5 protein-coding genes are annotated in these 13,336 nt (G+C 57.6%); all 5 read right to left on the bottom strand.

All coding sequences use genetic code 11. The features are described 5' to 3' along the window. Positions 1-24: 24 nt before the first annotated feature. The 5 genes from ACPOL_RS16645 to ACPOL_RS16625 all read right to left on the bottom strand — a co-directional run bounded on the left by ACPOL_RS16645 (position 25) and on the right by ACPOL_RS16625 (position 12,830). Positions 25-1,224: a cellulose synthase subunit BcsC-related outer membrane protein gene (locus ACPOL_RS16645; protein WP_161557406.1), complete on the bottom strand. Its 1,200-nt coding sequence runs from the start codon at positions 1,222-1,224 to the stop codon at positions 25-27. A 31-nt stretch (positions 1,225-1,255) separates the two neighbouring features. Further along, positions 1,256-4,606 (bottom strand): tetratricopeptide repeat protein, encoded by a 3,351-nt coding sequence (locus ACPOL_RS16640; RefSeq protein WP_161557405.1) that lies wholly within the window; start codon positions 4,604-4,606, stop codon positions 1,256-1,258. A gap of 110 nt (positions 4,607-4,716) precedes the next feature. Continuing rightward, positions 4,717-9,108 carry a UDP-forming cellulose synthase catalytic subunit gene (gene bcsA / locus ACPOL_RS16635; protein ID WP_161557404.1) on the bottom strand — a complete coding sequence of 1,464 codons (4,392 nt, stop codon included), beginning with the start codon at positions 9,106-9,108 and terminating at the stop codon, positions 4,717-4,719. Positions 9,109-9,110: 2 nt separating this feature from the next. Beyond that, complete coding sequence (locus ACPOL_RS16630; protein ID WP_114208045.1) at positions 9,111-10,166, bottom strand: cellulose synthase operon protein YhjQ/BcsQ; 1,056 nt, start codon at positions 10,164-10,166, stop codon at positions 9,111-9,113. A 435-nt stretch (positions 10,167-10,601) separates the two neighbouring features. After that, the gene (locus ACPOL_RS16625; protein WP_161557403.1) at positions 10,602-12,830 is read right to left on the bottom strand and encodes a cellulase family glycosylhydrolase; all 2,229 of its coding nucleotides are present in this window, start codon (positions 12,828-12,830) and stop codon (positions 10,602-10,604) included. Positions 12,831-13,336: the final 506 nt, after the last annotated feature.

Below are 13,336 nucleotides of genomic sequence, written 5' to 3'. Positions count from 1 at the left end.
GATTTCTTCTTAGGGTATTTCTCCTTAAGGAATTTCTAACGTGCGAACGACTCGTTCGTCGGCCAAGCCTGTCGGACCACCATTCAGCGGCAGCGGACGCATCACATAGCGGACCCCAAATCCTCCAGCAGCGTTGTTATAGTCGCGCGCATTATTCGCATCGACAAAACCTTCCACAATCCAGTGTTGATTGAGGTGGTATGCGACTCGAGCATGGAAGTCATAGCTGGCGCCGGTGACCGATTGCACGCCCGTGCCGGCGATGAGAGATCCGGCCTGTGCCGCACTGTCCTGGAAGCTCTGGATACCAAGGCTTCCATTGAGCAGGTACGAAACGTTATTGCTAGTGGCGCCTTCCCAGGTGATGGGTGCATTCATCAGCAGAAAAGAAGCCGGACTGAAGTAGCCGCCCTGGCCAAAGGTGAAATATCGCTCGTTGTGGTCGTAGTGCATTGCGGTGAGATTGACGCCGACTTTCAGCGCCCCGTTCTGGTCTCTGAAGACCTGAAAGTAAGCACCGGCGCCGCCGTCGATCTTGGTATTGCTGCTCACATTCCGCCCGGTCAACTCCTGGCCATCGATCGAGGCATAGAACCCGGACAATCCCGTTCCACTGGCAAGCCTGAGCGATCCCCCGGTGGCCACGACACCACCCCAGATCACGCCGGAATTTAGGTCCTTGATCCCTGCATACGAGAGCAGCGTGTCCATAACCGGCTCACGGTAGGCACGCAAGGAGACGGGCAGGCTTCCCAGTTGCGCCGCGAGGCTGCCCAAGGCGTGGGCAACCGGAAAATTGTAAGGCGAGTAGCCGACGCTGCCTTGAACAAGCCTGGAGGCGATCTGCAACTCTCCGCCATAGCCGGCGGCGAATTGATCGACCGTCGGCAGAGGGTTGCCGGTCGTCGCGGTAGTGAGCCGAGCAGGAGTGCCGGCACTGCGCGAAGTCGAGCCGAAATGATAATTCGAGCTGGCATCCGGGATGCCAGATTCAAGCAACACCGGGTGAGTGGCCACCGTGAAGCGAACCGAATCGCCGAAGACGGAACTGCTCTCAAGGTCAGCCTCGAAGCGCTGAAGTCGATCGAAGCCTCGCGTTCCGGTATGGCTATCGAGATACCCGCTCCCTCCGGTATAAGGGCTGTAACGGCTCTCGAGAGTAGCGAGTTGATCGGAAGCTCGCTGTACGGCCGCGACGCCGTCTGCATTTAATCCTTCACTCAACGGCACATCCATTCCGAAGGAACGAATCGGATCACCGGAGGCCGGGTCTGAAGTCTTTTGTCGCGGCTCCGCATCGATTGCGGCACGGACATTCGGCCAGAACAACATCCCTGAGACGGCGAATGGCAGGCTCACGCTCGTCGGCCGAGCGCATGGCCAGAAGCGAAAAAGTAGCCTCTGCAAGTTGCCCAGCCGCGTAGCCCGGGTCCTGCAAGGATGGCCGCCGCGTCTCCGGTCCGGAGCGCGCGAAGGTCATTCGCAACGGCCATGCGGGTAAGTCAACGGTCGCTTGGACTGCGGCGCCGAGGCTCTTGGATGACGCGTGATCATCATCCTTCAGGTTGCGCGGGGTGGTTGCCGGAAGCTTTGGTACCGGCCGCTGAGAGGTTAACAAAGGGTCCGCTAATGTGGGCATTTGACGGAGTCTGCTACCAACAGAATTCGACAGCGCCATCGTCCCGTCCGATCCAACCGGAGTCGCCGCGGAAGCGCCAAGAATTGCCGTTAGCGCTCTCCCCGTACCTCGAGAAGGGGCAAGACCATCATCAGAATCGGAAGCCGGAAATCGAAATGGGGAAAGAGAAATGGAGCCGCTGCTGGGGTCGCCGGCTGAGTGGCTGTTATCGATGACCGTTCGTAGATACTGCTTGGCTTTCTTGATATCGCCCCGGTGTTCCTCCAGCCGCGCGCCAATCTCCAGTAACTGATCGTTGCCAGGGAAGTGATCGATCCCATCCTGAAGCCAATGGTCGGCCACGAGAAGCTGGTGGGCCGCAAGCGCGGCATCGATGGCGCTCGCGTAATCTTCAACTTGCGCGCCATCCCACTGCATGCCCTGATAGATCTTTACCGCCAATCCGGGATTACCCGTACGCACGTACATCGAACTGACTTCTCTACGCAGAGTAATGTTCTCGGGATAGGCATCACGGGCATCCTGAAGAACTGCGAGCCCCTTATGTCCATCGTTCGCTGCGTAGTCAGCCTCCGCCCGGCGCACACTCCAGGTTACCCATATATTCTCTACATCGAGCTTCTGGCCCTCTTCGAGAGAGGCAGAGTTGGCGAGACGGTTGAGGATCGTAGCTAACCCGCGCTTATCGCCCTGGTTGAGCAATAGCCACGCCATTTGAATATCGACTCCGGCGGGAACCATTTGCCCCCCGTGCTGGTAAAGAGAAGAGGCCGCCCGTAACGATTCGATCGCCTGGCGAGGATAGCCGGCTTCGCTGTAGATCGACGCAAGCACCTGCAGAAAGGGGGCGTCAATGCCCAGCGAGGCTCTCACATCTCCAGGAATTTTTGCGATCCACGCTAAAGCCTCCCGGTCGCGCTTTCCCTGGTGGAGCGACTCCATCATGCCTGACCAGGCCTCGAGTTGGCCGGGGTATTCCGAAGCCACTTCGCGATAGCTGTTATACGCGCCAGCATAATTACCGCGAGCGAGTTCGAGGGAGGCCAAACGCAGTTGAAAGCGCGGAGTTGCGGTGAAGACCTCTCCAGCATTTGAGCGCACCTGCTCCAGTAGTTTCGCAGCCTGGTCAAATTGCTTACGATCCTGCTCAATCTCCGCCATCGTCATCAGGAACTCAGGATCGTTCATGGCCACTTGATAAACCGCGGCCGGCATCCGCTCCGCAATGCTGACGGCTGTCACATCGTCGCCCGAGGCGTGTGCAGCGCGGAACAACGTCTCCCAGGCGGGTGGGTTTCCCCGATCGAGCTCGAGAGCTTTGCGGCATAGTTGGGCCGCGAGTCCGGCGTAGCCTTGCTGCATGAGGAGGTCAGCAGCCCGCAACTGCGCGGCGATCGATTGCGGGGCGGCGGGCAAAGCGTTCGTACGGTTGGCGATATCTTGAATCCTATCCACCGATCGCTGCGCATTCCCTTCTTCCCCGAGGGATCGGTGAACAGAGAAGAGAATGGCGAGGTAGTCGACTCGCTGTTCAAGGTTTTGGCGAAGAGGCGGCTGAAACTTGGCTTGTTCCTTGAGGACTCGTTGCGCGTCTCCGGCCGCCAGCAACGTATCGAACCAGCCTACCCATGCATCCAGATCTTCGGGGTTGCGCTTGTTCAGCTCAGCGAAGAGCACTTCTGCTTGGCTCGGCTTCCCCGCCGCGGCCAGGCAGCGAGCCAGGGCCTCCACCGCATCGAGCCGTTGTGGATCGATCTGCCGGGCCCGGACAAAAGCGGCTGCCGCCGCCTCGAAATCCTTCCCGGTCGACGCCTTGTTGCCTTCTGCCATCGCAGCATAAAAGCGGGAGCTCTTGAGCGCTTTTTCGAGTGCGGACGTTCTCAGGCCCAATGCCCGGGCTTGATTAAAGTCCTCAACTGCTGTGCTAAAGTCCTGCTCCTGCATGGCGACATAGCCGAGTCCCACTCTAGCCTTCGCGGCCAGGCCGCGCGAGGCCAGCAAGGCGGAGAACTTTCCCTTTGCCGTGGAAAGATCCCCGGCCGTAAGCGCCTTGTAGGCCTCGCCTTCTAACGGCGAATGGACCTCTTGATCCGGTTTGGGAACATGGATTGCGGCCGATTGAAGGCTGCTAGCGAGCTCTGCGTCAGCAAAGCGGGCGAGGTATTGCTGAGCTGTCTCACCAGCAGCCGGCCCCGAAAGGTCCCAAAGAATTGCCTGACGCCAAGCACTGCGGGCCTGCTCATTTTGGCTAGCTGAGCCGTGCAGATCAGCCAGCATGCGAGCGCCCTCGAGGCGTGTGGCTGGCCGGTAGGTAAGCAATTTTCCGAGGGACAACTTATACGCTGGATCCTGGGGATACTTGACGGTTAAGGAGCGCAAGCCGGCGATTGCCGAAGCAAGTTCCTCGGGCAGTGCCGCTTCTGTCTCATAGTAGGCGATCGACCAGGAGCCCGCTGGAGGAACGACGCCGAAGATGAGCCGGTAGAGGGCGATCGACTCCGCATAATGATGGCTGACGGCTAGCCTAGACGCTTGTTGCAGGCGAGGGTCAGTGGCGCTCGCGGCGTCTTTAATGGTGCCGGCCGAAGCGCCGATTCCCGTCGAACCGAGTTCTCGCTCCAAAGTACGGGCATGAACGCTGTCACCGATCGAATTGTAATAAGCCGCGAGAGCGGACAGTGCCTCCGCGTGCCGAGGTTCGATCAACAGCAACTGCCGCCAGTTAGCGGCGGCGAGTTCATGCCTGCCTTGGGCATCGAGACCCCGCGCGCGAGCCACCAGCTCCTGGGCCCCGGTTGGCTCTTTGGCAATTTCCTGACGTGTCCTGATTTGCTGGGGCGTGTTCACTGAAGGGTCCACCTTCAGGATCGTAGTCTGCGCCAGACCGTACTCAATCAAGCAAGCGGGCGAAGCAAGCCCACAGCCGAGGGCCGCCAAGACGGACGTCCAGTTTATTTTTTTCGTCACTGTAGATCCCTGCTTTCCGAACGGCTGTGTCTGTCTTGCTGATCGGGTCATGTGCCGCCCTGATACCATCGCTTGACCATTCAAGTGCACTGTGTGCGGCCAGACTCTTCCTAGTCGGCTCTAGCTCGCGAGTCCCCAAGCCCACTCTCGTCGGCTTGAAAAACAAGCCGCGACCAGACGCGATGCCCGATCCAGATCTGGATCCAGATGGCGAAGAGCGAACACAACAACAGCAAAGCAAGCGCGACCGTCAACGGATACTGGGGAAGAAGAAGCCGCAGCCGTTCAAGCGGAGAGGAGTCGCCAACTGCATAGCCGGGTGCTACCAGGAGATAACTCCCGAAGCTGGCGCCCTCCCAAATGCTTACATTGCCGTGAATGCTGTCATGCGGAAGCTGCGCCATCAGCTCAGAAGTCATGGGATCCAGTGCGGCATCGTCTTTCCCTAGGATGAAAACTATGCTTCGTTCTCCGCTGTAAGGCGAGCGGATGCCTTCGATCACACCGTCTGGATGGGCGTTGTCCTCGAGATTGAAGAGACTCGCCGCTCCTGGATGCAGCCATGATTCGACTTTTTGCGCGATTCGGGCCCGAATGGAGAGCGACCAGGATCCTCCGTACAGGCGGAGGGGAGGGTGCAACAGAGACTGATGCATCGCGGCAAGATCCTCAAAAGTGCCGAGTACAAGCAAGTCCTTGTTCGAGCTCTCAATCTCATTGCCGATCGAGCCAACCTGCACCCGGAGGGCGGAAAGGCCTGTCTGCGCACCGAAGTGACCCATCAAGTCCAGATACAGAGTAATTTCAGACACGCTCGGGGACGCAGGAAGGAGGACCGCCGTTTCACTAAGGTCGGCGAACCGGGTAAATGGGAACCCTGCATTCGCGAACAGCAGCAGGTCGGGCAGAAAGGCGAGATGGGCAGCGCCGCCCATGTCAAGAAACGAGTTATCTGCGACCGTGGCGGAGAAATGGATGTCGCCACAGGCGTTGTTCGAACGTGGTACGGCGTAGAACTGGATTTGCATGGTATTGGCAAAGACCGCGGCAGGTAGGTCGCCCAACGGTATATTGACGGCACCGGCCGCTCCTTCAGTCAGCGGGACACTGTCGGCAGGATTGCCATTCAGGCGAACCTCAATGTTGGAGCGCGGTCCGAGACGATCCAACCGCTGACTGCCGGTTGAATAAGTAAGGTGGAGGTACATGTCCTTTCGGTTTCCGAAGTTGAAGTCCGGGGCAAAGTGCAGGTAGAAGTTCAGAGGATTCGAGCCTTCTACCTGAATGTGCTCGGTCCCCGCGAGTTGACTCAACATCACTCTATCGGCATGGATCCACCGGGGGGCGTCGTTCGGCGCCCTGCGACCGGGAAGAACCACGCCTCCAACGGAGGCGCTTTGACCGCTAAGCGCAATTTGACCGAGCACGAGGGCCTGCACCAGTTCAAGCAGGCTTGCCGGCGAATCGGCGTGTAGAACCAGGAGCTTGGCCAGGGGATCAACCGGATTGGACACCACCGAGACGCTCGCCCGGCTCGCAGGCGGGGTGGAGAGGCCAACGATGCGCTGGTCTCCGACGAGCAGGACCACCGCATTGCCGGCGGGAATTGACGCCATCTGGGCCGGGAACTTCGAAGCACTGTTATACACCTCGGATCCCGCCCAGGAGGCGAGCACACCAGCCGCTTCTAGCGTCACCAGCTCAGGCGCCTCGGCGAAGACAAAGGGTAGCGACAGCGGCACACTGACTGACTTTTCCAGGAACGGCTCCGGAAGGAGACTGAGGTCGTCAGCCGTCGCCAGACGACGAGCCTCAAGAGAGATTCGGGTCTCCGGGTCGATGCGGATCGGAGCGCCTCCCGCCGCAGCCACTTCGCCGCAAGCCCCATCTCCGCCGGAGGCGAGCCGGATGGTAATCCTGTTTTCGCGAATAAGTTGGTCGGCGGGGAGCGGGATTTCGACTTCTCCCCCGCGATTGGCTACATCCTGCATCGTCGGGGTAATCGATGCCAGAGGCAGCTCATTTAAGAGAATGTCGAATGTTGTCAGGCCACCCTTGCTTCCCTCCGGGAGACCATACTTTAAACGAAGTTCGCCGCTCTCAACCAATGCCGTCGCAGGTAGATCTACGGCAATCGTCTGGCTGGGATGATTGTGATTGAGAAGGATGCCATCCCTGCCCGCCAACGAGCCCAGGGAGAACTGAAAGTTCGCAACTTCGCTGGGATGCGAAAACGTCGTTCGAGCATGCTGGCTGTTGGCGGACGGGAGGGGCTCCGCGTTCACTTTCCAATAGGCTAATAAAAGCATGGAAATCAGTAGAACGAGCATGGCGATGTTGCGGCTAAAAGCAGGTTCGCGGAGCTCGTTCTTGTCACCTCCGCCAGAACTGAGGCGAAGCATCTTGCCAAATCCGCCCAGCGACGACAATGCGACCTGGTAAAGGCTGCGCACTGGATTGTCCCGAGCACGCACGTCGCTCCAATTCAGCCACCGATCGGCGCGCGAGTAGATGACCCGAGTAATGAGCCGCTGGTCTTCGATCGTCTTCGAATCAAACTCGAGACTGATCCCGGTGGCAGAGACCAGCACCACATGGGCAGTGAGCGGCGACTGATCGTCTTCTTCTGGAAAGGAGATTCGTACCTCGTCGCCAACCGACCACTCTCCCTTGGCGAGCACGGCAGCCCCTCCAACCGATATGTCCTCGGTTACAGCCAGGCAGGATCGCCCGGCGCACTCGAGGTGCACTGGCACCGGGGTGGTGATCCGGACCGCCGTACGCCGTTGCTTGCTTTCCCAACAGACCGACAGCGTCACGCCAAGCACCGCAATGTTGAAGCATGTCCAGAAGAGATTCATCGCGATCGTTCCCCGATGCCCTGGATCCCAGTAGAGAAGCCGTGGCACCGCCATCGCTACCGCGAGCACGTTCAGGCTGAGAAGGACCAGGAACGGGGCGGCCATCGTGTGGTCGAAGGAATCGTCTTGCTTGCTCTGCCCTTTAGCAGTGACGTTGAACTTGCCCAGTTTAGGCGAGATTAACGCAAGCATTGTTGGCAGCAAAATATAGGGGGAGAGCACCGTCTCGTAAATTTCATTCCAGAAGGAATGCCGCTTTTCCCCCTGGATGCGGGAGTTCGTGATCGTCGCCATCGCCAGGTGGGGCAGGGCAAAGACCAAAATCGTGAGCCAATAGCCTGGTATATTTAGCTTTCCAAAAACCAGATAACAGATCGGGGAGGTGAGGAAGATAAGCCTCGGCAGCGCGTAGAAGAAGTGCGCCATTGCGTTGAAATAGCACAGGCGCTGAGGAAGCTTAAGTCCTCTGGCGAAAAGCGGATTGTCGATGCGCAAAATCTGCGCCATCCCGCGCGCCCAGCGGACCCGCTGCTTGATGTGGTCGCCGATACTCTCCGTTGCCAGACCGGCTGACTGGACGAGGTTGATATAAGCGGTATTCCAGCCCGCTTTATGCATGCGGAAAGAGGTATGAGCGTCTTCAGTCACCGTTTCGTGGGCGATTCCATGGACTTCGTCAAGCGCGGCACGACGAAGCACCGCGCAGGAACCGCAGAAAAAAGTCGCATTCCAAAGATCGTTCGTGTCCTGGATGATGCCGTAAAAGAGCTCTCCTTCATTGGGAATCTGCCGAAAGTGGCCGAGGTTTCGCTCGAACGGGTCCGGAGAATAAAAATGGTGCGGCGTCTGCAGCATTCCAAGCTTCCGATCCCGCAGAAACCAGCCAGCCGTCACTTGCAGAAAAGAACGAGTGGGAATGTGATCGGAATCGAAGATAGCGATAAGCTCGCCAGAGCTTTTTGCCAGTGCGTGATTGATGTTGCCTGCTTTCGCATGGTTATGTTCGACGCGGGCGATGTAGCGAACCCCTGCTGCCTCGGCAAAGGCGCGAAATTCTTCCCGGTTGCCATCATCGAGCAGGTAGACCTCGATCTTCTCCCGTGGCCAATCAATCTCCTGGGCAGCGAGTACGGTATAGCGGACCACATCAAGTGGTTCGTTGTAGGTAGGCACCATGATGTCAACTGTCGGCCACTCGGCAAGATCCTCGGGGAGCAGCACTGGCGGACGTCGCAAAGGCGCAATCGTCTGCACAAAGCCCAGATAGAGGATCGCGAATGAGTACATCTCCGCGCCGATCAGCAGCAGCATGGCAGCCGCATTCCAGGGATCGATATGCGTCCACGGGCTGGCGAAGTAATGGATCAGCGCGCCGATCCGCCACCAGGCATATCGGGCCGTCGCAGAGGCGGAAAGCAGGACAAGAAGATAAACCGCATGCCTGCCGCGGGAGAACCGGCTGAGCAACATCCCAGCGCCGACCAAGACTGCGGCAAATGCCGCCTGCTGCTGCCAGGACATGGGGAGCGACGCCGCCAGCAAAATCGTCAGCAGAATCACCAGCAGGCCGCCGGTCTGCCCGAGTCGAGCGAGAAGCGACCGGGAGGACTCCTTGGGTCGTGGAGAAGAAAGTTCCCGCACTATCATCCGGCGCCTACCATTTCGGCCGGTGCGATCGGCTGTGGCAATTGCTCGGCCCATTCGGCGAGCGCGTTCATATCCCGAACTGCCGGAGAGCCGGAGCGATAATCAACAATTGTCATGCCGTTGGCGGCAGCTTCGGCGATTTCGGGATCTTCCTGCACAACGAAGGGCAGCAGACGATCTCCAAGCTTTTTCGTCAAGCCGTGCCTGATTTCATGATGCAGAGGCCGGGTGGGGTCGAAACGGTTGATCAAGAAGTAGACCTGAACATCTGCGCTGGGCCGGTCGATAAGCATATTCCTGAGCAAATCCAAGCTCGCAATCGAACCCACGTCGGGGGTGATCGGGACCAGAATATGAGTCGCGCACGTAACAAGCTCCGTCAGCCCGGCGCACTGAAGGGTGGGAACATCCATCAACAAAACGCTCTCGCTCGCCTCGACTTGTTCCAGAAGGCGGCTCCATTCGGTCTTGTCTGCTTCGGCAAGTGGCAGTTGAAACAGACCTACCGGGAACCCGCTCATGCCGCATGGGGGATAAAAGAAACGCAGGAGACCGAACCGCTCACCAGATGAGCCAAAGTGGATTGGGATTGCCGGAAATAGGCCGCCTTCGGCCAAGAGCACCCGGTGCTGAAGTCCGCTTAGGGTTCGCGCCAGCGTTACGGCCAGTGTAGTCTTCCCAGCCCCTCCAGCAAGAGAAAGGATCGCCAACTTGAGCCCTGAACCCGCAATACGATGTCCATCACTTTCCGGTAATCTGCCGTCAAAGATGCGTCGTAGCGAACTCCATCTGAACGCTGGGGAAGTGGCCGGCTGGGGCGCTCCTGACGGCGACGTCCCGTCCGGTACCGGTACTGACTGCTTCGTGAAAACGGCTGCCGAAGCTTGCCGCGGCAGAGTCGGCCCCACCCATGGCGGCACGGATACAAGCACAGCTTCTCGCCGAGGGAAGACCCGATATTTTGCGCCGATCAATCCCGCGCGTGAAAACAATGACTCAACGTCTTTCTCCCGGACGTCGGCGGTAGGAGACGGTCGCTTCTTGAAGGGCATAGTTGTATGACGCTCTACCTTAGCGAATCAAATAAAACCTTCGGATTACAGACACCTCTCAACCGCGGCGTCCGAGCGAATGAGCTCAGCTCAAGCTAGTATCAAGAGCTTGGCTCAGGATCTAAATGGCCCATGTCCAGGGCTTTGCAATCTCGTGGCCAGAGATTTGAGAAGCACGTGAATTACTGTTAACCATCGCTGTAGTACCCGCAACACGATCGTTAGTAAGCTTCTGCAGCATAAGCAGAGCGCTAGGAAAGCGCTGATCTCTGGGCTTTTGTGTGCTCGATGGTTAGATTTGTTTAACCAACCAGAAGCCGCTAGCTTCTTGCAAGCCACACGAACAATACCTTCATCGGCCATCGAAGCTAAAGAGGCTACGTAACGTTGGTCACGTAGCCTCTCCAGTAGAAAGCGGCAATGACGACGAGCCGGTCAGGGTACCGTGCAGATACTGCCATTGAGTGAGAAGTTAGCGGGAGAATAATTGATGCCAGTATAAGTTGCGACCAATCCCAAAGCGTTGTAAGTTGCTCCCGCAGCAATCGACCAGTTATACCCCTCATCCGTCAACGTGATTGCCTGGCCCACCTGCAGGTAGCTGGCATTCCAGAGAGTGGTGACTTGCTGGCTCCCGGGAAAAGCAAAGGCGAGCTTCCATCCATGAAGCGCCGTCGAGCTGGTATTGGTCACTGCGATCGCGGCCTGAAAGCCGTTCGTCCATTGACTAACAATGGTGTAAACGACCCTGCACTCCGCACCTATCGACGGCTTAGCGGTAGTAGCACTCGCTTCTGGAGATGCTCCGGAAGCTCCTTTTCCGTCGACCGCCTTCACGACGTAGAAGTAGTTGGTGGATGCGGCCAATGCAGTATCGGCAAAGCTCGACCCTGAAAGTCCAGCGACGATCTGGTTTCTCGAGGACGGCGCAAAGTCGTTCGCACTACTGCGAAAGACCGAGTAACTCACCGAACAATTTGCCGGCGCCGGCACCGTCTTCCAATTAAGAGCAATCGATGTCGAAGACAATGGCAGCGCAGCCAGACCGCCCGGGTTGGAGGGGACCGCTCCGCAGACAGACGCGGCTAAGGTTGAGGCACTCGCCTTTGCAGAAGCCGTCGAGTCGCCCACAGCATCTGTCGCCTCAACGGCATAATAGTAAGTCGTGCTGGGCTGTAGGGCAGCGTCGCTGTAGTTCGGCGCGGTGACACCGCTCGCAATCAGAGTGGCTGAGGATACAGCGAATTGAGCTGAAGCTCCGCGATAGACGGAGTAGGTTACCGAGCACTTCGCCGGCACAACCACAGCGCTCCAGCTGAGACCGATGCTGCTCGAGGAGATCGCTTTCGCAACAGGCGAAAGCGGAGTTGCCGGTAGGACGCCACAACCCGGCGGAGCGCTCGACAATTTCGATTGAATCGAAGACAGAAGCTGCTGCTTGAGCGAACTCGCCGGGATCGCATCGTAAGTAGCATCAAGCAGGCCGTAATGATCTTCTCCGTTGAGTGCCCAATAGCTCCAGTGGATAAGCGGTTGATTCCCGAGAAAGCTCACCAGGCTTGAAAACCACTGCCCCTCGCTTCCCGGAACACTGCTCTCTGCTGATGCCGCGTCGTTGGTCGTACCAAATTCACCGACCCAGACCGGAGCAATCCCATCGACGCAGATATAGGCCCAGAATTTGGTCCATACGGCGTCCAGGCTCTGATTCGATGTGGTGGAATTGAACCAGATCTGATCGTATTCGGCCGGACCGTAATCGTGGGCCGAATAGATAATCCGATGCGGAACATTCAATTGGAGAGGATAGCTCTTCACTCCTTCCAGGTTTTCACCCCAGAAAGCGCAATCACCCGAATAGCAGTCCACGCCTTCGACGAAGATGAGAAGATTTGGGTTAATCGCCAAGATTGCGTTGGCGGCCCGGGTCGCCGCCGCCGGCCAGTTCTGCGCTGCATTGCCGGTGGGACATCCGCCCGCCTTGGAATCACCTGTCCAGCAAGCGCCGTTCCCCGCGCCGTTGTAGAAATGAGGTTCGTTGCGAAGATCGCCGCCGATTAACGTCGGATTGCCGCTCGCGTCGACATAGCCGCTGTAGCGGGCGACGAGCATCTTCCAATCGGCTATCCAACTTGTCTCAGAGTAGGCGCTGGTGTACCACAAACCATTGAACTCGGCACTGTTCCCAGCCTCGGAGCGATGGTTGTCAAGGATGACCTTCAATCCAAGAGTGCCCGCTTCGGCGATCACCTTGTCCATGATCTGCAGGGAGTTTTGTCCCTTCAGCTCCGAATTGATGGGTCCGCTTGAGTTAGCGTAGCCGATGCTCGAGGGGATCACGGGACTTTCTACCATTTGATTGGAGTAAGGCAATCGAACAGTGTTATAGCCCATGTTATACATTGTGCTTAATATGACCTTGTAGTCTTGATTGCTTAGCCCATGTACAACTTCGTCGGTTGTTTCGAAGCCGTACCAGTTGATGCCGCTTATGCGCACCTGCTTACCGCTGCTGTCGAGCGTTTGCGCTCCGTTCGTATGCCAGTACCCGGTCGGTTGCCCAATAGCAGCGGGTATGAACCAAGCTAGAGAAGATAGGGTAAGCGAAATAGGAAAGTACGACCATTTCGTAAATCGACGGGTATTTGGAGAACCAAGTGGCATGGATGGAGCCTCGAAAGACATTTTTCGTGAATTTGGTGCAATGAATCTGTTAGTCAGTTATGAGACAGCTCCTGAGTTGAGTTTATCCCTTATGATGCCAGCGAAGCTTGAACCATAGTCACCGCATGACAAGTCCATAGTTTTACTTAGGTAGGCTGATATGTCCCGGTAGATCCTTATATGTACACAAATAATTAAGCTTGTTGGTGCTGAGCTTCATCATTGATGTTGTTAGAGGAGATGATGACCTACCTGTCACGATGGTTATAGAAGTGCTTCAAGTTCAAACACGGTGCGTCAATCAGGGCTGATTCCACGGAGGAATCGAGTCTTTATGGGGAGTGGTGATCCGCTACGATCCCACTCTGAACAGGTCTCTCGTGCGCCTCCCCGTTTCGAGCTTTCCACAAATTTGGTCCAATCTATGGCCGCCTTTGAACGAGAAGATGGAGCACGGTTTCCCAGAACAGAACGCCGGTCAAGGGTGAGAGGGGGATAAAAGGGAG

The organism is Acidisarcina polymorpha (genome assembly GCF_003330725.1).
GTDB classification, from domain to species: domain Bacteria; phylum Acidobacteriota; class Terriglobia; order Terriglobales; family Acidobacteriaceae; genus Acidisarcina; species Acidisarcina polymorpha.
The sequence above is the reverse complement of the archived record's forward strand: the minus strand, read 5'-3'. Positions and strand labels throughout refer to the sequence as shown.